Annotated in this window: 16 protein-coding genes and 1 other RNA gene; 10 read left to right on the top strand and 7 right to left on the bottom strand. The window is 71.4% G+C overall.

Annotated features, from left to right (window positions below):
• The first annotated feature begins 200 nt into the window (after nucleotides 1-200).
• Together ACY3FI_RS09640 and ACY3FI_RS09635 are read left to right on the top strand one after the other, a co-directional pair.
• Nucleotides 201-1,940, top strand: a complete 1,740-nt coding sequence (locus ACY3FI_RS09640) for a DUF8094 domain-containing protein (protein ID WP_462547311.1) — start codon at nucleotides 201-203, stop codon at nucleotides 1,938-1,940.
• Nucleotides 1,937-2,938 carry a tetratricopeptide repeat protein gene (locus tag ACY3FI_RS09635; protein WP_462547309.1) on the top strand — a complete coding sequence of 334 codons (1,002 nt, stop codon included), beginning with the start codon at nucleotides 1,937-1,939 and terminating at the stop codon, nucleotides 2,936-2,938. The genes ACY3FI_RS09640 and ACY3FI_RS09635 overlap by 4 nt, the downstream gene beginning before the upstream one ends.
• A 181-nt stretch (nucleotides 2,939-3,119) precedes the next feature.
• Here the strand turns inward: ACY3FI_RS09635 and glgB are convergent, their stop codons facing one another.
• From glgB to ACY3FI_RS09620, 3 genes are all read right to left on the bottom strand, one after another.
• Nucleotides 3,120-5,888, bottom strand: coding sequence for a 1,4-alpha-glucan branching protein GlgB (gene glgB / locus ACY3FI_RS09630; RefSeq protein WP_462547308.1), 2,769 nt, complete (start codon nucleotides 5,886-5,888; stop codon nucleotides 3,120-3,122).
• Nucleotides 5,885-7,885 (bottom strand): maltotransferase domain-containing protein, encoded by a 2,001-nt coding sequence (locus ACY3FI_RS09625; protein WP_462547307.1) that lies wholly within the window; start codon nucleotides 7,883-7,885, stop codon nucleotides 5,885-5,887. Before ACY3FI_RS09625 ends, glgB begins: the two co-directional genes overlap by 4 nt.
• A gap of 344 nt (nucleotides 7,886-8,229) precedes the next feature.
• Complete coding sequence (locus tag ACY3FI_RS09620) at nucleotides 8,230-10,284, bottom strand: glycogen debranching protein (RefSeq protein ID WP_462547306.1); 2,055 nt, start codon at nucleotides 10,282-10,284, stop codon at nucleotides 8,230-8,232.
• A 60-nt stretch (nucleotides 10,285-10,344) separates the two neighbouring features.
• On the opposite strand from ACY3FI_RS09620, the gene ACY3FI_RS09615 reads away from it, so the two are divergent.
• The 8 genes from ACY3FI_RS09615 (at nucleotide 10,345) to ACY3FI_RS09580 (ending at nucleotide 18,113) form a co-directional block, all read left to right on the top strand.
• Entirely contained in the window at nucleotides 10,345-11,508 is a 1,164-nt protein-coding gene (locus ACY3FI_RS09615) for a cysteine desulfurase family protein (RefSeq protein ID WP_462547305.1), read from the top strand.
• A gap of 11 nt (nucleotides 11,509-11,519) precedes the next feature.
• On the top strand, nucleotides 11,520-12,629 hold the full coding sequence (gene prfB / locus ACY3FI_RS09610; protein ID WP_462547304.1) for a peptide chain release factor 2: 1,110 nt from the start codon (nucleotides 11,520-11,522) through the stop codon (nucleotides 12,627-12,629).
• 51 nt (nucleotides 12,630-12,680) lie between these two features.
• Nucleotides 12,681-13,436, top strand: a complete 756-nt coding sequence (ftsE, locus tag ACY3FI_RS09605; protein WP_462547303.1) for a cell division ATP-binding protein FtsE — start codon at nucleotides 12,681-12,683, stop codon at nucleotides 13,434-13,436.
• Nucleotides 13,433-14,347 carry a permease-like cell division protein FtsX gene (gene ftsX / locus ACY3FI_RS09600; protein ID WP_462547302.1) on the top strand — a complete coding sequence of 305 codons (915 nt, stop codon included), beginning with the start codon at nucleotides 13,433-13,435 and terminating at the stop codon, nucleotides 14,345-14,347. The genes ftsE and ftsX overlap by 4 nt, the downstream gene beginning before the upstream one ends.
• A 67-nt stretch (nucleotides 14,348-14,414) precedes the next feature.
• Nucleotides 14,415-14,891 (top strand): SsrA-binding protein SmpB, encoded by a 477-nt coding sequence (gene smpB, locus ACY3FI_RS09595; RefSeq protein WP_462547300.1) that lies wholly within the window; start codon nucleotides 14,415-14,417, stop codon nucleotides 14,889-14,891.
• Nucleotides 14,892-15,016: 125 nt separating this feature from the next.
• Nucleotides 15,017-15,394, top strand: a transfer-messenger RNA (tmRNA) gene (gene ssrA, locus ACY3FI_RS09590).
• Between the two features lie 160 nt (nucleotides 15,395-15,554).
• A complete protein-coding gene (locus tag ACY3FI_RS09585; RefSeq protein ID WP_462547299.1) occupies nucleotides 15,555-16,316 on the top strand; it encodes a hypothetical protein in 762 nt (253 codons plus the stop codon).
• Between the two features lie 126 nt (nucleotides 16,317-16,442).
• Nucleotides 16,443-18,113 (top strand): APC family permease, encoded by a 1,671-nt coding sequence (locus ACY3FI_RS09580; RefSeq protein ID WP_462547298.1) that lies wholly within the window; start codon nucleotides 16,443-16,445, stop codon nucleotides 18,111-18,113.
• Between the two features lie 118 nt (nucleotides 18,114-18,231).
• On the opposite strand, the gene ACY3FI_RS09575 is transcribed toward ACY3FI_RS09580, so the two are convergent.
• The 4 genes from ACY3FI_RS09575 to ACY3FI_RS09560 all read right to left on the bottom strand — a co-directional run bounded on the left by ACY3FI_RS09575 (nucleotide 18,232) and on the right by ACY3FI_RS09560 (nucleotide 21,918).
• Entirely contained in the window at nucleotides 18,232-19,539 is a 1,308-nt protein-coding gene (locus ACY3FI_RS09575; protein WP_462547297.1) for an LLM class flavin-dependent oxidoreductase, read from the bottom strand.
• 1 nt (nucleotide 19,540) lies between these two features.
• Nucleotides 19,541-20,893, bottom strand: coding sequence for an O-acetylhomoserine aminocarboxypropyltransferase/cysteine synthase family protein (locus tag ACY3FI_RS09570; protein WP_462547295.1), 1,353 nt, complete (start codon nucleotides 20,891-20,893; stop codon nucleotides 19,541-19,543).
• A gap of 141 nt (nucleotides 20,894-21,034) precedes the next feature.
• Nucleotides 21,035-21,748 carry a M50 family metallopeptidase gene (locus ACY3FI_RS09565; RefSeq protein ID WP_462547294.1) on the bottom strand — a complete coding sequence of 238 codons (714 nt, stop codon included), beginning with the start codon at nucleotides 21,746-21,748 and terminating at the stop codon, nucleotides 21,035-21,037.
• The gene (locus ACY3FI_RS09560) at nucleotides 21,745-21,918 is read right to left on the bottom strand and encodes a hypothetical protein (RefSeq protein WP_462547293.1); all 174 of its coding nucleotides are present in this window, start codon (nucleotides 21,916-21,918) and stop codon (nucleotides 21,745-21,747) included. The genes ACY3FI_RS09565 and ACY3FI_RS09560 overlap by 4 nt, the downstream gene beginning before the upstream one ends.
• Between the last annotated feature and the right edge of the window lie 7 nt (nucleotides 21,919-21,925).

Genomic DNA, 21,925 nt, shown 5'->3' with positions numbered 1-21,925 from the left:
CGGCGGAGGGCCCGGTCCGGCCCGGGCACGATCCTAGCGGCGGGTCCGGACGTCGGGCTGAGCGGTCGACGGGGCCGTGGACGGCCGGTGGTGGTGACCGCGTCGGACGGACGGGGATGCGCCGTCCAGGCTCCCTCGCTATCCTGGGGCGCTGCATTCGCGCGCCGACCCCCACCCCCGGCGCGGTAGGGAGAAGATCCGTGCGATTCGTCCTGGCGATCGTCAGTTTCGTCATCGGCCTGCTGCTCGTGGCGCTCGCGGTCGGACAGCGCACCGTGTTCGCGCCACCGTCCTCGCTGGTGGCGTCCGCCCCCTCGACGAGCTCCGCGCCCGTGACGGTCATCCCCGGTTCGACACTCAACGCGAACCCCGGGTACCAGCGCATCAACGTCTCCGGCTCCGGCAAGGTGTTCGCCGCCTACGGCAAGACGAGCGACGTGGACGCCTGGGTCGGGGACGCGAAGCACACCACGCTGCGTTTCGACGCCGAGCAGGACCGACTCGTCGGGCGCACCACCGGCTCCGAGACCTCGGTGCCCGACCCCGCCGGCAGCGACCTCTGGTACCAGGAGTACGACGGCGCCGGGCAGTTCACCGTGCGGCTGCCCGATGACGTCTCGATGATCGTGGTCGGCGACGGCAAGTCCGCGGCACCGTCCGACGTCTCCGTGACCTGGCCGCGCGACACGGCGACCCCGTCGGTGGGACCGCTGCTCGTCGCGGGCGGGCTCTTCCTCGTCGGCGGCGTCGCCCTGCTCGTCTGGGCGTTCGTGCACCAGCGTCGCGGGCGCGGTCCGCGTCGACGCAGCGGGGGTTCCCGACCGCCGCGCGTGCGGGCGTCCCGTCGTGCCGCTGCCGCCGGCGCCCAGGTGCCGAGCCGCGGTCGTCGCGGACGCCGGGCGTTCGTCGCACTCCCGGTCGTGCTGGTCGGGACGCTGGTCCTCGCCGGGTGCTCCTCGGAGTACTGGCCCCAGGGCGGCGGTGCCGCGGCGACGCCGACCCCCAGCGCGTCGGCCACCGGGGCGGCTGAGTCCGACGAGCCGACGGCGGCGACCAAGCAGCAGATCGCGCGGATCGTCGACCGCGTGGCCGAGGTCGCGAAGCAGGCCGACGAGAAGCGCGACGCGAAGACCGCCGCCGAGCGGTTCACCGGTGCGGCGCTCCAGCTCCGCAAGGCCAACTACACGATCCGTGGCAAGGACTCGGACGTCGACGCCCCGCCGGCGATCTCGTCCGAGCAGGTGTGCGTGGCGCTGCCGCAGCAGACCGACTCGTGGCCACGCACGGTGTTCGCGGTGGTCGCCGAGGACTGCGAGGCGAAGTCGGCTCCGCAGGCCCTCACGCTCGTGCAGGACTCCGCTCGTGACGACTACAAGGTGGCCTACGACGTGTCGCTCGAGGCCGCCGCGACGATCCCGAGCCTCGCTCCGACGTCGATCGGTGCCGCGCTGCTCGCCCCGAACTCGAAGCTCCTGACGATCCAGCCCGACCAGATCGCCGCCGCGTACGGCGACATCCTGTCGAAGGACGACGACAGCGAGTACGCCGACCTGTTCCAGGCGGACGGCGACGGTCTGCGGTCCACGATCGGCAAGTCCTACAAGGACAAGAAGTCGAGCGGGCTGCCGGACACCGCGAAGATCGAGTACTCGTCCGAGGTGCCCGAGGACGGCGCCGTCGCGATCGCGACGGACGGAGCCGGTGCGCTGGTCTCCGCCGACCTCGACGAGATCGAGAAGGTCACGCCGACCGCGGCCGGTGCCGAGGTGAACACCGAGGGCGCCGTGAAGGCGCTGTCCGGCGTCGACTCCAGCAAGAAGGGCATCAGCGCGACCTACAGCGTGCAGCTGCTCTTCTCCGTGCCCCCGGTGGGCAGTGATGAGAAGGTGGTCCTGCTCGGGTTCACGCAGGGCCTGACCGCAGCGAGTGAGGTGCAATGACCAACGTCCCCCCGACACCGTCCGGTCTCCGCGGAGCCGTCGACCTGTCGTCCCTCGTCGACCGCGCGCAGCGGCCGCAGCCGCCCGCTCCGGGTGCCGGACCCGGATCCGGGACCCCGGGCCCCGGTGCCGACGTCGTCGGCTCCGAGACCGATGGTGACCTGTCCGTCCCGTCGCTCGTCCTCGACGTCACCGACCAGACCTTCCAGGACGTCCTGCAGCTCTCGACCGTCGTCCCCGTGATCGTGGACATCTGGGCCGAGTGGTGCGGGCCGTGCAAGCAGCTCTCGCCGATCCTCGAGCAGCTCACCGCCGAGTACGACGGCCGCGTGCTGCTCGCCAAGGTCGACGCCGACACGAACCCCCAGCTCGTCCAGGCGTTCCAGGCGCAGTCGATCCCGACCGTGGCCGCGCTGATCGGCGGGCGCCCCCTCGGGCTCTTCGTCGGCGCGCTGCCCGAGGCGCAGGTGCGCGACGTCTTCGAGCAGGTCCTCGCGGCCGCGGAGCAGAACGGCGTCTCCGGCCGGGTCACCGTCGACGGTGCCGCGCCGAGCGAGCCGCAGGGCGAACCGGAATCGGAGCCCCTGCCGCCGCACCACCAGGCCGCCTACGACGCCATCGAGCAGGGCGACTACGCGACGGCGATCCAGGAGTACAAGACCGCCATCGCGCAGGACCCGCACGACCAGATGGCGGTCGCCGGGCTCGCGCAGGTGTCGCTCCTCGACCGGCTGCAGGGCCGGACGGCGGACGAGGTCCGGGCAGCCGCGGCAGCGGGGCCGTCCGACGTCGAGGCGCAGCTCGCCGTGGCCGACCTCGACGTCTCCGGTGGACACGTCGAGGACGCGTTCGGTCGGCTGCTCGACCTCGTGCCGACCGTGTTCGGCGAGGACCGTGACGCGATCCGCGTCCGACTCGTCGAGTACTTCGAACTGATCGGCAGCGAGGACCCGCGGGTCGTGGCGGCGCGCCGCCGCCTCGCGAACGCGCTGTACTGACGCGGCGCGACGCGCCACGGAAGCGACGTCGAACCAGGCTCTCGGCCTGGTCCGACGTCGCTTTCTTGGTTCGACGGACGGTCTGCACGAGCACGAACGCGTCGAAGCGTGGACCTGACCCCGAACGGACGGGAGGCGCGGTGCCAGCCGGCACCGCGCCTCCCGTCCGTCGTGGGGCGGGTCAGCCCTCCAGCCGCAGCCAGACCGCGCCGAGCGGCGGCACCACGAAGTGCGCGGACGCCGGGCGTCCCGCCCACGGCGTCTCCTCCGCCGTCACGGCACCGAGGTTGCCGACACCCGACCCGCCGTACTGCACGGCATCGGTGTTCAGCACCTCGTGCCACGTGCCCGCCGCCGGCAGGCCGAAGCGCCGCTCGACCGGAACGCCCGAGAAGTTCGTGAACACCGCGATGCGGTCGTCGCCGTCCTTCCGGAGGAAGCCGAGCGTGGAGTGCGGGGCGTCGCCGCCCTCGATCCACTCGAAGCCCTCCGCGCTGGCGTCGTGCGTCCACAGCGCCGGGGAGTCGCGGTAGACACGGTTCAGCTCCGCGACGAGGTCCTGCACGCCCCGGTGGCCCGGGTCGTCGAGGAGCCACCAGTCGAGCCCGCGGGCCTCGCTCCACTCCGAGGGCTGCGCGAACTCCTGGCCCATGAAGAGCAGCTGCTTGCCGGGGTGCGCCCACATGAACGCCAGGTAGGCGCGCACGTTCGCGAGCTTCTGCCACTCGTCGCCGGGCATCTTGCCGTACAGGGAGCCCTTGCCGTGCACGACCTCGTCGTGGCTGATCGGCAGGGTGAACTGCTCGCTGAACGCGTACACGAACGAGAACGTGATCTCGTCGTGGTGGTAGCTGCGGTACGCGGGGTCACGCTCGATGTACTGGAGCGTGTCGTGCATCCAGCCCATGTTCCACTTCTGCCCGAACCCGAGGCCGCCGGCGCTCGTCGGCTGGGTGACGCCGGGCCACGAGGTGCTCTCCTCGGCGATCATGACGATGCCGGGGTAGCGCTTGTACGCCGTGGCGTTGGTCTCCTGCAGGAGCGAGATCGCCTCGAGGTTCTCGCGCCCGCCGTGCACGTTCGGCAGCCACTCGGTGCGGGAGTAGTCGAGGTACAGCATCGAGGCCACGGCGTCGACCCGGAGGCCGTCGATGTGGAACTCCTCGAGCCAGTACAGCGCGTTCGCGACGAGGAAGTTGCGCACCTGCGGCTGCCCGAAGTCGAACACGTAGGTGCCCCAGTCGAGCTGCTCGCCGCGACGGGGGTCCGGGTGCTCGAAGAGGGCGTAGCCGTCGAACTTGGCGAGTGCCCACTCGTCCTTCGGGAAGTGCCCGGGCACCCAGTCCATGATCACGCCGATGCCCGCGGAGTGCAGGCGGTCGATCAGGTACCGCAGGTCGTCCGGCGAGCCGAACCGGGCCGTCGGTGCGTAGTACCCGGTGACCTGGTAGCCCCACGAGCCGCCGAACGGGTGCTCGGCGAGCGGCAGGAACTCCACGTGGGTGAAGCCGAGGTACTGCACGTGACCGATGAGCTGGTCGGCGGCCTCACGGTAGGAGAGCCCGGGACGCCACGAGCCGAGGTGCACCTCGTAGACGCTCATCGGCTGGTCGTGCGTGGTGGTCTGCGCACGGCGTTCCATCCACGCTGCGTCGCCCTCGGACCACTCGTGGTGCACGTCGTCGATGACCGAGGCGGTCAGCGGCGGCACCTCGGTGCGGCGCGCGAACGGGTCGGCGCGCTCCACCCAGCCGGAGTCGGTCAGGAGCTGGAACTTGTAGCGCTGGCCGACGAGCGCGCCGGGCCAGAACAGCTCCCAGACGCCGAGGTCGTTCAGGCGGCGCATCGCGGTGGTGCGGCCCTCCCAGCCCTCGAAGTCGCCGATCACGCGGACGGCGGTCGCTCGCGGCGCCCAGACCGTGAAGGCAACGCCGTCGACGCTGTCGACGGTGCGGAGGCGTGCGCCGAGGTGGTGCCACAGCTGCTCGTCGCGGCCCTCGCCGAAGAGGTGCAGGTCGAGCTCGCCGATCGTGGGCGCGAAGCGGTAGGCGTCGTCGGTCGTCCAGGTGGTGTCGTCGGTGTCGGTCGACGGGTCCGGGTCGTAGTCGGCCTCGACGCGGTACCGGCCGAGCTCGCCGCGGGTGGCACCGGCCCAGAGACCGTCGCCTTCGTGCGTCAGCTCGACGTCGTCGCCGTCCGGGCGGACGATCCGCACCGCGGTCGCGAGGTGACGGACGACGCGGATGCTCGTACCGCCGGTGACCGGGTGCGGGCCGAGGACGTCGTGCGGCTGCGACCAGCGGGCCTCGGCGACCTGCTGCCGGAGCCACTCCTCGAGGGGCACCGGACGCGGGTCGGCGTCGGCGGTCGTCGCGGTCGTCGCGGCGGAGGCGCGGGCCGGCTCCGTCGGTGCTGCTGCGGCCATGGGGGACCCGCCTTCGCTGGTGGGGGCGTCTGCGCCGTCGCCGGGACCGGCGTCGGGTGCGGACGCGGCGTCCGCCGTGGTGGCGTCGGCGGTGGACGGGGTGGTGTCGGCCGCGGGGCGCTCGGGAGCGGTGCGTCCGGGAGCGGCCTCGGCGGCGACGTGCCGCGGGTGCTCGGCGCCCGCGGCGTGTCCGGCGAGCGTCGCCGACTCCGGCACGTCGCGGTCGGGCGACTCGCGCTTCGCCGGCGGGGCACCGGGGAGGTCCTCGCCGGGCGCGGACACGTTCGGCTCGTAGCGCGGCGCCGCGGCCGGTGCCGCGGGGGCACCGGTGTCCGCACCCGGTGCGACGTGCTGCGCCGGGAAGGTCGGTCGGGGCGTGTCCGCGGGCATCCGGCGGGGCAGGACGGGCGGCGGCGGAGGCGGGACGGGCGGCACGGCGGGACCCGCGCCACGGGGGCGTCGGGTCTCGGCGGAACGCTCGGTGTCCGGCTGCTGGCCGTCGTCCTCGGGTCGGGTGTCGGTCATCGGTGCGGTCCCTCCACGACGAGCAGGTGTACGGGTTCCTGGAAGGCATCCAGGCGGACGTAGTTCGACGACCCCCAGACCCAGCGCTGCCCGGTCACGACGTCGCGGACGTCGAAGGGCTGGTCGGTCGGCAGGCCCAGGGCGGCGAGGTCGAGGTGCACGGTGGTCTCACGGGCAGAGTGCGGGTCGACGTTGGCGACGACGATCACGGTGTCGTCGCGCCCGGACCGGATGAACCGGCCGGACAGGTGCTTCGAGTACACGACGATCGACGGGTCCTCGGCGTGGTGCACGTGCAGGTTCCGGAGCTGCCGGAGCGCGGGGTGCGCCTGGCGGAACCGGTTGAGCATCGTCACGTACGGGGCGAGCGACGCTCCCTCGGCCTCGGCGAGGGCGAAGTCGCGCGGCTTGTACTCGTACTTCTCGTTGTCGATGTTCTCCTCGGACCCCGGGCGGGCGACGTCCTCGAAGAGCTCGTAGCCGGAGTACATCCCCCACGTCGGCGCACCCGTGGCGGCCAGGGCGGCTCGGACCTTGTACCCGGCTCGGCCGCCGAACTGCAGGTACTCGGTGAGGATGTCCGGCGTGTTCACGAAGAGGTTCGGGCGCAGGTAGTCGCTCGTCTCGTGGGAGAGCTCGGTGAAGTACTCCTCGATCTCCTCCTTCGTGTTCCGCCAGGTGAAGTACGAGTACGACTGCTGGAACCCGGCCTCGGCCAGGGCGCGCATCATCGCCGGACGGGTGAAGGCCTCGGCGAGGAACACCGTGTCCGGGTGCTCGTCACGGACCTCGCGGATGACGCGCTCCCAGAACCAGAGCGGCTTCGTGTGCGGGTTGTCGACGCGGAAGATCCGGATGCCGAACGCGATCCAGTGGCGCAGCACGCGGAGGACCTCCGCGACGATGCCCTCGGGGTCGGAGTCGAACTGGATGGGGTAGATGTCCTGGTAGCGCTTCGGCGGGTTCTCGGCGGTCGCGATCGAGCCGTCCGCGCGGACCGTGAACCACTCCGGGTGCTGCTCGACCCAGGGGTGGTCGGGGGAGCACTGCAGCGCGAAGTCGAGCGCGACCTCCATCCCGGTGTTCTTCGCCGTCTCGACGAAGTCGCGGAAGTCGTCCTCGGTGCCGAGGTCCGGGTGGATGGCGTCGTGACCACCCTCGGGCGATCCGATCGCCCAGGGGCTGCCCGGGTCGTACGGCCCGGGGGTCAGCGTGTTGTTCGGGCCCTTGCGGGCGGTGGTGCCGATCGGGTGGATCGGCGGGAGGTAGACGACGTCGAAGCCCATGCGGGCGACACCGGGCAGTCGGCGCGCCGCGGTGCGGAAGTCGCCGCTCTTCCACGACCCGTCGGGGTTCTTCTTGGCACCCTCGCTGCGGGGGAAGAACTCGTACCAGGCGCCGACGCCGGCACGGGTGCGCTCGACGTCGAGCAGCTGCGTGGGGGAGTGCGTGCGGAGGGAGGTGAGCGGGGCCTCCTCGAGCTCGGCCTGGACGCGCGGGTCGTCGACGGCCGCGAGGCGCTCCGCCGGGTCGAGGTCGGTGTCGCGGACACGCTCCGCGGCACGGGTGGCCGCGGGCGAGTCGGTCTCGGTGGCGAGCCGGTCGAGCAGCAGCGCGCCGTCGAGGAGCGTCGCCTCGGTGTCGACGCCCGCCGCGATCTTGAGTCGCGCCGCGTGGATCCAGGTGGCCCAGTCGTCGGCGTACGACTCGACGTGCCACGTCCAGACGCCGACGTGGTCGACCTGGAGGGTCGCTTCGTACCGGTCGGTGCCCGGTGCGGCGAGGAGCATCGGCACGGTGCGGCTGCCGCCGTCCGGCCGCTCGAGCACCAGGTCGGCGCCGATCACGCCGTGCCCTTCGCGGAAGACGGTGGCGCCGAACGTGATCACCTCGCCGTCGAAGGCCTTGCCCGGGAACCCGTTCGGGGTCGACGGAGCGAGCTGGGTGATCGGGATGCGCCCGATCTTGGGTCGGCGAGGTCGGTCTGCAGTGGCCACGGAGCCGACGCTACCCGGCGAGCGCCCGGACGTTCTCCGGTTGGCGTGTCCTGTGGACCCGCCACGGCCTGTCGGGACCTGTGGAGGGCCGGACGGGAGGCGCGTGGCGGTGCCGCCCCGCGCCTCCCGTCCGCCCCGTGGCCGGGCCGCACCCGGCATGGTCGCGCACGTTCCTCTCCATCTCGGCCGCGATGGGAGGCGAGACCGGGCGGAGCTGGTCGGAAGGAACCGCCAGGGACGCCCGGAAGCACCAGGCACGCCCGAAAGCGCCCGGCGCCCAGCGCCCAGCGCCCAGCGCCCAGCGCCCAGCGCCCAGCGCCCAGCGCCCGGCGCGGCGGTGCGCCCTACGCGACCTCGAACACGTGGATGCCCGGGCCGTAGGCGGTGAAGACCTGCCCGGCCGCGCGGAGCCGCTCGTGGTCCCGGTGCTTCTCGCTCGACCACGCGAGGCGGTAGCCGAGCACGTCCTGGCGCACCGGCAGGGTGAGGTCGCGCGTGCGCCCGCTGCCGTGCACCACGACGAGCACACGGTCGAACGGCTCGTGCTCCGGCGTGGACTCGACGAAGTACTGCAGCGCGCGGTGGATCGGCTGGTCCCAGCCCTCGGCCGTCATCGGCTGCCCGTCCGGCCCGTACCAGGACATCCGCGACGCTCCGGGCGTTTCCGTCCCCTCCACGCCGAAACGCGTCGGCCGGAGCGCGGGGTGCGCGGCGCGCAGCCGGGCGAGGGCAGCGACGGCGTTCGTCATGGCCTCGGCGTCCTCGTCGTCGGACCAGTCCACCGGCGTGAGGTCCTCGGACACCACGTAGGCGTTGTTGTTGCCGTGCTGCGTGCGGCTGCGTTCGTCGCCCGCGGTGAGCATCGGCACACCCGCCGAGAGCATGAGCGTCCCGACGAGGTTCCGCATCGACCGGCCGCGGGCGGCACGGACCCCGCGGTCGGCGGTGTCGCCCTCGACGCCGTGGTTGAACGAGCGGTTGTCGTTCGAGCCGTCGCGGTTGTCCTCGCCGTTGGCCTCGTTGTGCTTCGTGTCGTGGGAGACCAGGTCGAGGAGCGTGAAGCCGTCGTGCGCGGTGACGAAGTTCACGCCGGCGAGGGGACCACGGTCCGCGCCGAACACGCTCCGCGACCCGGTCAAGGCTTCGGCCAGTCCGCCGATGCCGGTCGCGGGGGCACCGTTGCGTCGCTCGTCGGCGATGTCGGCCAGCCAGAACTGCCGCACCGTGTTCCGGAAGCCGTCGTTCCACTCGCTCGTCCGGGCGCCGAAGGAGCCGGTCTTCCACCCGTCCGGTCCGACGTCCCACGGCTCGGCGACGACGAGGACGTCCTGCAGGTCCGGGTGGTTGCGGATCCGGTCGAGCAGCGGGTGCGCCGGGTCGAAGGCGTGCTGCGCGTCGCGGGCGAGCGCGGCCATCAGGTCGAACCGGAAGCCGTCGACCTGCACCTGGCGTGCCCAGTACCGGAGGCTGTCGACGACGAGGTCGGCGGTCGCCTCCACGGAGGTGTCGAGCGTGTTCCCGCACCCGGTCGTGTCGTAGTACGCCGTGTCGTCGGTCGTCCAGCGGTACCGGTTCGCACCGTCGAGGCCGCGCAGTGACGAGGTCGGGCCGCCGAGGCCCTCCTCGGCGGTGTGGTTGTAGACGACGTCGAGCAGCACCTGGATGCCGGCCTCGTGCAGCAGCCGCACCATCCCCTTGAACTCCCGCAGCACCCCGGAGGCTCCGGCGGCCCGGGCGTCCGCCGAGGCGTAGCCGGCGTGCGGGGCGAAGAACCCGAGCGTGTTGTACCCCCACGCGTTCTCGCGTCCGGCCTCGCGCAGCCACGCCTCGGTGTCGAACGCGTGCACGGGCAGGAGCTCGAGCGTCGTGACGCCGATCCGGTGCAGGTGCGCGATCGTGCTCGGATGGGCGACGCCCGCGTACGTGCCGCGCAGGTGCTCGGGGACGTGCGGGTTCGCCTGGGTCAGGGTGCGGACGTTGGCCTCGTAGACGACGGCGCGGTCGAGGGGGACGACGGGCTTGCCGACGCCGCCCCAGTCGAAGGCGTCGTCGACGACCTCGGCGGTCCACCGCGGCGCGGTGGGTGCGACCGGCGCGTCCGGCGCGACGATGCCGCGCGCGTAGGGGTCGAGCAGCGCCCGGGCCGCGTCGAACTCGTGCCGCGGCCCCGTCGGCCCGTCGACGAGCAGGTGGTACCGGTCGCCGACGGCGACACCCGGGGTCGTCACGACCCAGCGGTCGGTCCCCGTGACCTGCTCCAACGGGAAGCGCCGCGGCGCCTCACCCGGTCGCTCGACGACGAGCACGACGCTCGTCGCGGAGGCCGTCCTGGCCGAGAACCGCGGGTCGCCGTCCCCGAGACGGAACCCGGGCGTCTCCTCGATCGCGGTCTCCTGCATGCAGACCAGGGTACGAGGACCGGCGGGTATCCTGAAAACGCTCGAACAGGGGGTGCAGCCATGCCGGTCTACCTCGACCACGCCGCGACCACGCCGATGCTGCCGGAGGCGCTCGCCGCGTACACCGCGGCACTCGGCACCGTCGGCAACCCCTCGTCGATCCACAGTGCCGGCCAGCGCGCCAAGATGCTGCTCGAGGACGGCCGCGCCGCCGTCGCCGCGTCGCTCGACGCCGAGCCAGTCGAGGTCGTCTTCACCTCCGGCGGCACCGAGAGCATCAACCTGGCGGTCAAGGGGCTGTTCTGGGCCCGGCAGCAGGACCGGCCGCGGCCGCGCATCGTGGTCCCCGCGGGCGAGCACCACGCGACGGTCGACACCGTCGAGTGGCTCGAGCGCCACGAGGGCGCGGTCGTCGACGTGGTCCCGCTGGACGCGCAGGGTCGCGTCGACCTCGCCGGTCTGGAGGCGCGACTCGCCGACCCGACGGACGTCGCCCTGGTCACGTTCCTGTGGGCGAACAACGAGGTCGGCACCGTGCAGCCGGTCACCCGGATCGTCGAGCTCGCGCACGCCGCCGGCGTGCCCGTGCACAGCGACGCCGTCGCCGCGTACGGGCAGGTCCCGGTCTCGTTCCGCGCGTCCGGCCTCGACGCGCTGAGCGTGTCGGCGCACAAGATCGGCGGGCCGGTCGGCATCGGGGCGCTCGTGCTCGGACGGCGGGCGACGGTCGAGCCGCTCATCCACGGCGGCGGGCAGCAGCGGCAGGTGCGGAGCGGCACGCAGGACGCCCCGGCTGCGGCCGCCTTCGGGGTCGCGGCCGCAGCGGGGCTGCACGACCACTCGCTCCTGCGTGACCGGCTCGTCGCGGGCGTGCGACGGGTCGTGCCGTCCGCGCAGCTGATGGGCGATCCCGTCGACCGGCTGCCCGGCAACGCGCACTTCACGTTCCCCGGGTGCGAGGGTGACTCGCTGCTCTTCCTGCTCGACGCCGCCGGGGTGGCGGTCTCCACGGGCTCGGCGTGCCAGGCCGGTGTGCCCGAGGCGTCGCACGTGCTCCTCGCGATGGGCCTGTCGGAGCAGGACGCCCGCGGGGCGCTGCGCATCACGCTCGGCCGGTCGACGACCGACGCCGACGTCGACGCCTTCCTCGCGGCGCTGCCGGACGCGGTCGCTCGGGCCGGAGCCGCGGGGATGGCGTCACGGGAGCCGCTGCTCGGTCGGTAGACTCGGGGACCATGGTCGAACTGGACTTCACCGAGCAGATCTCCGCCCTCCGCGAGACCTTCGGCAACATCCGCTCGGTGGTCGACGTCGACCGCCTGCAGCGGGAGATCGCCGAACTCAGCGAGCAGGCGGGTGCGCAGGACCTCTGGGACGACGTCGAGCACGCGCAGCAGGTCACGAGCGCGCTCTCGCACCGGCAGGCGGCACTGCGCAAGATCACCGACACCGAGCGGCGCATCGACGACCTCGAGGTCCTGGTCGAGATGGCGAACGAGGCGGACGACCAGGAGTCCGCCGACGAGGCGGCCGCCGAGCTCAAGACGATCCAGAAGACGATGAGCGACCTCGAGGTGCAGACGCTCCTCGACGGCGAGTACGACGAACGCCCGGCCGTCATCACGATCCGCGCCGGTGCCGGTGGCGTCGACGCCGCGGACTTCGCCGAGATGCTCCTCCGGATGTACCTCCGCTACGCCGAGCAGCACGGCTTCAAGACCACGGTCATGGACACCTCCTACGCGGAGGAAGCCGGCATCAAGTCGGCGACGTTCGAGGTCGACGCGCCCTACGCCTTCGGCACCCTGTCGGTCGAGGCCGGCACGCACCGGCTCGTCCGGATGTCGCCGTTCGGCGCTGCGGGCAAGCGCCAGACGTCCTTCGCTGCGGTCGAGGTCATCCCGCTCATGCCGGAGACCGCGGTCATCGACATCCCCGAGAACGACATCCGCGTCGACGTGTTCCGGTCGTCCGGCCCCGGTGGTCAGTCGGTCAACACCACCGACTCGGCCGTCCGACTGACCCACATCCCCACGGGCACGGTCGTCTCGATGCAGAACGAGAAGTCGCAGATCCAGAACCGTGCGGCCGCGATGCGCGTGCTGCAGTCGCGCCTGCTGCTCCTGAAGAAGGAGGAGGAGAACGCGAAGAAGAAGGAGCTCGCCGGCAACATCACGGCGAGCTGGGGCGACCAGATCCGCTCCTACGTCCTCGCGCCGTACCAGATGGTGAAGGACCTCCGGAGCGAGCACGAGGTGAACAACCCCTCAGCCGTGTTCGACGGTGACCTGGACGGCTTCATCAACGCCGGCATCCGGTGGCGCAAGCAGGGCGACGACTCCTGAGCCGCGCGCCTCGGTTGACTTCCGGCCCGCTCGACCTACCCTGATCCGGTCATGATCAAATTCGACCAGGTCACCAAGGTGTACTCGGGCAACCCGAGTCCCGCGCTCGACGCGATCTCCCTCGAGATCCTGAAGGGCGAGTTCGTCTTCCTCGTCGGCGCCTCCGGTTCCGGCAAGTCCAGCTTCCTGCGCCTCGTGCTCAAGGAGGAGAAGCCCTCCCGCGGGCAGATCCACGTCCTCGGCCAGCGGCTCGGTGCCCTGTCCTCGCGGAAGGTCCCGTACTTCCGCCGCAACCTCGGCGTCGTCTTCCAGGACTTCCGCCTCCTGCCGAACAAGACGGTCTTCGACAACGTCGCGTTCTCGCTGCAGGTGATCGGCAAGAGCAAGGGCTTCATCAGCGAGGCCGTGACGGACGTCCTCAAGCTCGTCGGCCTCGCGGGCAAGGCCACGCGCATGCCGCACGAGCTCTCCGGTGGTGAGCAGCAGCGTGTCGCGATCGCGCGTGCGGTCGTCAACAAGCCGGCGATCCTGCTCGCCGACGAGCCCACCGGCAACCTCGACCCGACGACCTCCGCGGGCATCATGGCGCTCCTCGAGCGCATCAACCAGGGAGGCACCACCGTGCTCATGGCGACCCACGACGCCAGCATCGTCAACCAGATGCAGCGTCGCGTCATCGAGCTCTCGAACGGCACGATCCTGCGGGACGAGCAGTCCGGTGGGTACCAGACCCAGGCGGTCCCGATCCAGCGTGAGGCCGTCTCGACCACCACGGGCATCCAGACCATCCCGGGGATCATCCGATGAGGCTCGGGCTCGTCATGTCCGAGGTCGGCTCGGGCCTGCGGCGCAACGCGTCGATGGTGGTCTCGGTCGTCCTGGTGACGTTCATCTCCCTGACCTTCGTCGGCACCGCGATCCTGCTCCAGATGCAGATCAACCAGATGAAGGGCTACTGGTACGACCGGGCCCAGGTGGCCGTCTACCTCTGCACCGACACCGACACGACCGGCAACTGCACGGGGGCGAAGGCCACCGAGGACCAGCGCAAGCAGGTCCAGGAGCAGCTGCAGTCCTCGACCCTCAAGCCGTACATCGAGAAGACGTACTACGAGGACCAGGACCAGGCGTACGACCGGTTCAAGCAGCAGTTCAAGGACTCGCCGGCGACCGAGTTCGTCAAGCCCGAGTACCTGAACGAGACCTTCTGGGTGAACCTGAAGAACCCGTCGCAGGCCGACGTCCTCGTCGAGAGCCTGTCGAAGGTCGCCGGCGTGCAGAGCGTCGTCGACCAGCGCGGCTACCTCCAGCCGATCTTCAACCTGCTCAACGCGTCGTCGTACACCGCCATCGGCATCGCCTCGCTCATGCTCGTCGCGGCGGTGCTGCTCATCGCGACGACGATCCGCCTCTCGGCGTTCAGTCGACGGCGCGAGCTCGGCATCATGCGGCTCGTGGGGGCGTCGAATCGGTTCATCCAGACACCCTTCGTGCTCGAGGGGGTGATCGCTGCGGCCATCGGCGCGGTCCTCGCGGGTGGTGCGATCGTGGCCGTCGTCTGGTTCTTCGTCCGGAACTACCTGGCCCAGCGGTTCTCGGGCACGGCGTTCATCGGGATGGGTGACGCGGCCGTGGTGGTGCCCGCGGTGATCGTGATCGGCGTCGTGCTCGCCGGGTTCTCGGCGTTCGTCGCCATCCGTCGCTACCTCAAGGTCTGACGTCCGCTAGGCTGTAAGGCTGCGCTGGGCACCAGGCCGGGGCGCAGGACAGGCGAGAGGAGCCGTCATGGCGAAGGAACGCGGCGAGAAGGTCGTGGCGACGAACCGCCGTGCGCGCCACGACTACCTCATCGAGGACACGTACGAGGCGGGCATGGTGCTCTCGGGCACCGAGGTGAAGTCCCTCCGCGAAGGCCGCGCGTCGCTCGTCGACGGCTACGCCTTCATCGACGGGGGAGAGGCCTGGCTCGACGCCGTGCACATCCCGGAGTACACCGAGGGCACGTGGAACAACCACGCGCCGCGGCGCAAGCGGAAGCTCCTGCTGCACAAGCAGCAGATCGTGAAGATCTCGCACAAGACGGCGCAGGGCGGGTACACGCTCGTCCCGCTCCAGATCTACTTCCACGACGGCCGGGCGAAGGTCGAGATCGCGGTGGCCAAGGGCAAGCGCGAGTTCGACAAGCGTCAGGCGCTGCGGGAGAAGACCGACAAGCGCGAGGCGGAACGCGCCATGCGCTCCCGCAACCGCCTCGGCGAGTGACCCGCGGGTGAGCCTGCAGCGAACGCTGGTGGCATCGCCCAGGACACCCCGCTAGTCTTGGGGACGTTCCTCCGGGAGCTTGGCAACTCAACAGCGTGACAGCGGCTCGCACTTCCGGCCCGTACGGGGATGATCGGTTTCGACATTGCCTGTGTGCCGACGGGAAGCGGGCCGAGGACCCACGGTCATCTCGTGAACGATCCGTGGAAAACAACAAGTGCCAATTCCAAGCGCACTGACTTCGCTCTCGCTGCGTAAGCAGCCCAGCACATGAAGTCCGTCGGCCAGGTGATCGTCTTCTGACCTGAGTTCCGGCGTCATCCAGAGGACTTGCTGCACGGTTGCGCCTCAGGGCCGTGCGGGACTTGCACTGAGACTGGGCCCGTCGTCCTAGAAGCCGGTAGCAAAGGACGGGGCCGAGCAGAACGCATCATCCGGATACGCCCGTAGAAGACGTCGAACCGCAGCGATGGACGGGGGTTCGATTCCCCCCATCTCCACCATCGCCGGTCGTCGAGCCGCTGTCACGCCGAGTCGCCCTGAACGCCCCGTCATCGTCCCTGGACGTTGCCGGGGCGTTCGCTGTTCCACGACCGCGCCGCGACTACGCTCCGGAGCAGACGCGGGGCCCGCCCGCGTCGACCCGAACGAGAGGTGCGCTGCATGGTGCAGGAGATCGCGATCCGAGTCCGTCTGGACGAGCAGGAGCGGGTGGGGCTCGCGGAGTACGAACGGCTCGTCGGTGCCGTCGCCACGGTCGCCGCGGTGATCGCCTGGCTGCCGACTCCCGATGCTCGGCTGGTGGTCCGGGGTCGCGGGGCCGAGCCGGTGCGTCTCGAGACCGCCACGTACGGCACGACGGTCGAGATGCTCGTCGTGCTCGACCAGCGCAGCGCCGACGTCGAGCGCGCCGCCGCCGCCGTCGCCGCTCTGGTCGAGACGATCCGCGAGGAGCGCGTCGCGGACGACGTCGCCGGCGGGCTCGACCGTCTCGACCGTGCGGCGCCTCGCGGCCGGTCGGTCGTCGAACGGTCGCTGCGGACGTTCCTCGAAGGAGCTCGTGCCGACGCACTCGCTCGGCGCTCGAGCACGAGGCTCCGCGCGGCGCAGGCGCTCCTGCGGCTCGCCGAGGAGGGGGCGTCGGTCGTGGTCGAGCGGGTGGACGACGCTCTCGCCACGGTGGTCGAGGAACAGCCGGTCGACGTGCTGCGCGACACCGGCAGCACGGTCGTCGTGCAGCCCGAGCCCGAGCCCGAGTCCGAGCCCGAGCCGGCACCCGCGCCTGCGACGAAGCCGGAGCCCACGTCGAAGCAGCAGGACGACGGCAAGAAGAAGGCGAAGAAGAAGTCTGACAAGAAGAAGGACGACAAGAAGAAGGACGACAAGAAGAAGGACGACAAGAAGAAGAAGTCGAAGAAGAAGTAGCCTGAGTCCTTGTACAGCACATTTGTTTCAGTCGTGTAAAACAATCCACCGAATGTGCTGTCCCGGTGCCAGCATCGACGTGCGTGGCCCCCGTCCGCGGGGCCATGACGATCGACAGGAGCAACCGTGGACACAACGACCCGCACCCAGGCGCTGCCGGACTCCGGCCTCAAGCGCAACGTCGGCTTCATCGGGCTCATCTGGGCCTCCACCGGCTCGATCATCGGCTCCGGCTGGCTGTTCGGCTCGCAGGAGGCGCTGAAGACCGCCGGCCCCTCCGCCATCATCTCGTGGGTGATCGGCGGCGTCGCGATCCTCGTGCTCGCGCTCGTGCACGCCGAGCTCGGCGGGATGTTCCCCATCGCCGGCGGAACCGCTCGGTTCCCGCACATCGCGTTCGGCGGCATCGCCGGTGCCTCGTTCGGCTGGTTCTCGTGGCTCCAGTCGGTCACGGTCGCCCCGATCGAGGTCGAAGCGATGATCAAGTACGCACAGCACTGGCAGTTCGCCCACCCGTGGCTGCACACCGTCGTCGTCGCCGGCGAGACCCAGCAGCTGCTCACCGGGGCGGGGATCGCCGTGGCGATCGTGCTCATGGCGGTCGTCACGGTCATCAACCTGCTGAGTGTCCGGATCCTCGCGAACACGAACTCCGCTGCCACGTGGTGGAAGGTGGCGATCCCGCTCCTCGTCATCATCGTGCTCGCGTTCAGCGGCTTCCACGGCGACAACTTCACGGCCGCGAACGGCTTCATGCCCGAAGGCGCCAAGGGCGTGCTCGCCGCGGTGTCGACCTCTGGCATCATCTTCGCGTTCCTCGGGTTCGAACAGGCCGACCAGCTCGCGGGCGAGGCGAAGAACCCGAAGCGGGACATCCCGCGCGCCGTCATCGGTTCCGTGGTGATCGGCCTGGTGATCTACCTGCTGCTGCAGGTCGTGTTCCTCGGCGTGCTGCGCTCGGACGCGATCCAGGGCAACTGGGCGACCGCCGACTTCACGAAGTACACCGGCCCGTTCGCCGACCTCGCGATGGCCGCCGGGCTCGGCTGGCTCGCGGTCGTCATCTTCATCGACGCGATCGTCTCGCCGGCCGGCACCGGACTCATCTACGTCACGGCGACGTCCCGCATCTCCTACGGGCTGAGCCGCAACGGGTACTTCCCGAAGGCGTTCGAGTGGACCACGAAGCAGGGCGTGCCGTGGGTCGGGCTGATCGTGGCGTTCGTCGTAGGTTGCGCGTGCTTCGCGCCGTTCCCGTCCTGGCAGGGCCTGGTGAGCCTCATCACGAGCGCGTCGGTGCTCATGTACGCCGGGGCGCCGCTCGCGCTCGGGGCCTTCCGGAAGCGCATCCCCGAGGTGGAGCGACCGTACCGGCTGCCGATCGCGTCGGTGCTCTCGCCGCTCGCCTTCATCGTCGCGAACCTCATCATCCTGTGGACCGGGTGGGACACGGACTGGAAGCTCGGCGTCGCGATCCTCCTCGGCGCCGTCGTCATCGTGCTCAACAACGTGTTCCGAGGGGCCTCGAGCGTCCGGCCGCGCTGGGACTGGAAGGCGGCGCAGTGGCTCCTGCCGTACCTGGTCGGGATGGGGCTCATCGTGTTCCTGAGCGACTTCGGCCCGCTCGCGCACCCGGTGTTCCCGCTGTGGATCGACATCGTCGTCGTCGCGGTGTTCTCGCTGATCGTCTACTACTGGGCGGTGAACTCGGCGAGCCCGCGCGAGGAGGTCCTCCGCACCGCCGAAGACGTCCGCGAGACCGAGGAGTCCGGCGTGGTCGAGCCCGTCACACACTGACGGTCCGACGGTCCGACGGTCCGACGGTCCGACGGTCCGACGGCCCGGCAGACAGACAGGACACGGCGCGTCACGAGGACGGGCCCCGGGCAGTCGCCCGGGGCCCGTCCTCGTGACGTCAGAAGTCGAACAGGTTCGTCCGGAGCCCGCCGTCCCCGTACCCGGAGCGGAGCAGGCCGCGGCGGCGGAGCACCGGCACGAGGTCCCCGAACATCCGGGACACCTGCGCGGGGTGCAGGTCACCCGAGAAGATCAGCCCGTCGTTGCCCGCGTCGCTGCCGAGTTCCTCGATGAAGTCGGCGAACTCGTCCGCGGTGCCGACGAACCCGGAGCGCGTCGTGATCCGGCCCTGCCGGGCCTTGCGGGTGAGGAGCTCGCGCAGCGGTGCGTCCGGCGTGTCGCCGACGAGCCCGCGCACGGTCCCCGCGGAGACGTGCTCGCCGAAGGTCCCGTCGGGGATCGGCGCGTCGAGGTCGAGGGCGAGCAGGTCGGTCTCGGAGTCGCTCGACCATGCGACCGCGGCGGCGCGCAGGTCGGCGTCGGACGGGTGCTCGGACGCCGCGACGAGACGGTCGGCCTCGTCGGACGACGACACGATCACGGGCTTGAGCACGAACAGCACGCGGAGGTCGGCGGGGGAGCGCCCTGCCTCGGCCGCTGCGGCGTGCACCCGGGCCCGGTAGTCCCGGACGGCGGCGGCGGACAGCGGTGCGAGGGCGAGCTGCACGTCGGAGTGCGTGCCCGCGAAGGCGAGTCCGCGGCCGGAGCCGCCGGGGGAGACCACCACCGGGTCGGCGTCGAGCGGCAGCGCGTTGAGCGGGCCGTCGACGGTGAAGTGCGGTCCCTCGTGGTGGAAGGCGTCGAGCGCGTCGCCGTCCGCGAAGTGCCAGGAGGACCGGTCGCCGACGTACCCCGCGTCGCCCCAGGAACCCCAGAGCCGACGGAGGAGCCCGATCCACTCCTCCGCGCGGTCGTACGCGGCGTCGTGGCCGATCGGCTCACGGCCGACGTGCCGGGCGCTGCCGGTGTCCGTGACGACGTTTATCCCGAGCCGCTCGGACGACAGGTGCGCCAGGGTGGCGAACTGCCGGGCGGCGAGGTACGGCGGGGTGATCCCCGCGTTCACGGTCGGAGCGATGCCGATGTGCGACGTCGCGGCGAAGAGGTAGGGCGCGAGGAGCAGCGGGTCGTGCTTCGGGCCCCCGTACGCCTGCCGGATCCGGAGGTCGAGCGTCGCGGGGTTGCCGAGCGACACGGCGTCCTCCGCGATGACCAGGTCCATGCCGGCGTCCTCGAGCAGCCGCACCGACTGCTGGTAGAGGGCCGGCTTCGTCCAGTCGTGGCCCCAGTCCCAGTCGGCCCGGCCCCACGCCTGCGGTCCGAACCCGCGCGAGAAGAAGTACCCGAAGTGCTGCAGGTCCGCCATCTCAAGCCCCTCCGGCCGCGACGTCCGTGGCGGGCGCGTGCCGCGCCTCCAGACCGTCCCCGGCGCGCAGCGCGGCGAACGCCTGCGTGAGGTCCGCGACCAGGTCCGCGACGTCCTCGATGCCGACCGACAGGCGGAGGAGGCCGTCGTCGATGCCCTGCTCGGCCCGCTCCGCGGCGGTCCGGCCGGCGTGGGTCGTGGTGGCGGGGTGCAACACGAGCGAGCGGACGTCGCCGAGGTGGGTCATCCGGCTGAACAGGCGGAGGTGGTCGACGACGGTCCGCGCGGCGGCTTCACCGCCGGCGAGCGTGAAGGCGAACACCGACCCGGCTCCGCGGGGCAGGTACCGTTCCGCGAGGTCGTGGTACGGACTGGAGGCGAGCCCCGCGTGGTCGACGCTCGTCACCTCCGCCTGCTGCTCCAGCCACGTCGCCACCGCCAGCGCGTTCGCGACGTGGCGCTCGACGCGCAGGCTCAGCGTCTCGAGGCCCTGGCGGATGAGGAACGCGTTGAACGGCGACGGTGCCGGTCCGATCCGCGAGGCGACGACGTCCCGCGTGTAGACCACGAACGCTCGCGAGCCGTACCGATCGACGTAGCTCTGCCCGCCGAGCGAACGCTCCGGGGAGGTGAGGTGGGTCCAGCGCTCCGGCGCGGCGGACCAGTCGAACGTGCCGCCGTCGACGAGCACGCCGCCGAGCCCCGCACCGTGCCCGGACAGGAACTTCGACGCGGAGTGCACCACGATGTCGGCGCCGTGTTCGAACGGACGGGCGAGGTACGGCGTCGCGAGGGTGTTGTCGACCACGAGCGGCACCCCGGCCCGGTGCGCGACGCCCGCGACACCGCCGATGTCGAGGACGTCGTTCTTCGGGTTCGGGATCGTCTCCGCGAAGAACGCCTTCGTCTCCGGCCGGACGAGCCGCGCCCACTCGTCGAGGTCGCGCTGGTCGGCGACGAAGTCCACCGCGATGCCGAGCCGACCGAGGTTCTGCAGCAGCAGGCCCTTCGTGCCCTCGTAGATGCTCCGTGCCGCGACGACGTGGTCTCCGGCCTGCAGGAGCCCGAGGAACGCGATCGTCACCGCCGCCTGGCCGCTGCCGACGAGGATCGCCTCGGTGCCGCGTTCGAGCAGCGCGACCCGGCGCTCGACGTCCGCGTTGGTCGGGTTGCCGAGCCGGGTGTACGTGTAGCCGTCGTCGGTGCCGGCGAAGCGGTCGCGCGCCTGGTCGAAGTCGTCGAAGAGGAACCCCGAGGACATCTGGATCGCGGGCACCCGGGCGCCGTGTGCGGTGTCGGGCAGGAAGCCGCCGTGCACCTGTTCGGTCGCGAAACCGTGCTGCTCGTGGGTCATGAGCGGTACTCTCGCACCCCCGGCACAGGGACCCGCGTTCTGCGGCGCCGCGTTACGCCGACGCCCGCCTGACGCGGCACCGGAGCCCGCGCGACACGGCACCGAAGCCCGCGTGACGCTGCGCCGACACCCGTGCAGCGCTCAGACGAGCGCGGGCACCCCGTCCGCCATGGTCTCCCACACCGCGGACAGCGGTGCCCGCGCGAGCCACACCGCCAGCGCGTTCACGGCGACGAACAGCACGAACCACAGCACGGCCGGCAGGCGCAGCTCCGCGGCCGCGATGTGGAAGTCGGTCTGCACCCGAGCCCCCGTCAGCAGCCACCGCGCCACGTGCAGCACCGACCGGAGCCCGTCGACGACCAGGGCCGCGCCGAACCCGGCCACCACGAGGACCGTCGCCTCGGACGGTCGGAGCGCCACCCACAGCGCCAGCGCGTCGAACCCGACGACGACCAGCAGCCCGAACCAGTTCCGGACGAACGCGAGCGCCACGAGCCCGACGACGCCGAGCAGGACGACCGGGAGCCACCGTGACCCGTGCAGCACCCCGGTGACGAGCAGGAGCCCGGCCCAGAGCGGCGCGCTGTAGCCAGCGAACAGGTTCGCGATGCGGACCGCCCACCGGATCGCGCCGGGCACGCGACCGAGCTGCACCCAGGCCTCGCCGGAACCGTCGGCGTGCAGCTCGATGCGCTGGATGCGTCCGCCGAACGGCACGACGACGACGGCGTGGCCGACCTCGTGCACGATCGTGGCGGCGATCCGGGCCACGCGTCCGAGGAACGGGACGAACGGCAGGACGGCGCCCACCAGGAGGGCGACGACGACGAGGGGCGGGGCTGCGGTGGTCAAGCCACCAGCATCGCAGCCCCACCCAGGAACGAGCCGTGCCCGACGACCGCGACCGACGTCGAGGTCAGGGTGGACAGCATCGACGGGACGAGCGCCAGGGCGACGGCGAACGCCGTCGCCAGCACGGCCAGGCCGGTGAGGACGACGAGGAACACCGTCAGGCGGTTCATGCGCGTG

Source organism: Curtobacterium sp. RM9 (assembly GCF_054956955.1).
This window is presented reverse-complemented; position numbering and strand designations above follow the sequence as displayed.

Bases quoted from the DNA above. Each gene is read 5' to 3' on its own strand.
- ACY3FI_RS09635 (WP_462547309.1), top strand. From the start codon at position 1,937: ATGACCAACGTCCCCCCGACACCGTCCGGTCTCCGCGGAGCCGTCGAC.
- glgB (WP_462547308.1), bottom strand. From the start codon at position 5,888: ATGACCGACACCCGACCCGAGGACGACGGCCAGCAGCCGGACACCGAG.
- ACY3FI_RS09620 (WP_462547306.1), bottom strand. From the start codon at position 10,284: ATGCAGGAGACCGCGATCGAGGAGACGCCCGGGTTCCGTCTCGGGGAC.
- ACY3FI_RS09615 (WP_462547305.1), top strand. From the start codon at position 10,345: ATGCCGGTCTACCTCGACCACGCCGCGACCACGCCGATGCTGCCGGAG.
- prfB (WP_462547304.1), top strand. From the start codon at position 11,520: ATGGTCGAACTGGACTTCACCGAGCAGATCTCCGCCCTCCGCGAGACC.
- ftsE (WP_462547303.1), top strand. From the start codon at position 12,681: ATGATCAAATTCGACCAGGTCACCAAGGTGTACTCGGGCAACCCGAGT.
- ftsX (WP_462547302.1), top strand. From the start codon at position 13,433: ATGAGGCTCGGGCTCGTCATGTCCGAGGTCGGCTCGGGCCTGCGGCGC.
- smpB (WP_462547300.1), top strand. From the start codon at position 14,415: ATGGCGAAGGAACGCGGCGAGAAGGTCGTGGCGACGAACCGCCGTGCG.
- ACY3FI_RS09585 (WP_462547299.1), top strand. From the start codon at position 15,555: ATGGTGCAGGAGATCGCGATCCGAGTCCGTCTGGACGAGCAGGAGCGG.
- ACY3FI_RS09575 (WP_462547297.1), bottom strand. From the start codon at position 19,539: ATGGCGGACCTGCAGCACTTCGGGTACTTCTTCTCGCGCGGGTTCGGA.
- ACY3FI_RS09570 (WP_462547295.1), bottom strand. From the start codon at position 20,893: ATGACCCACGAGCAGCACGGTTTCGCGACCGAACAGGTGCACGGCGGC.
- ACY3FI_RS09560 (WP_462547293.1), bottom strand. From the start codon at position 21,918: ATGAACCGCCTGACGGTGTTCCTCGTCGTCCTCACCGGCCTGGCCGTG.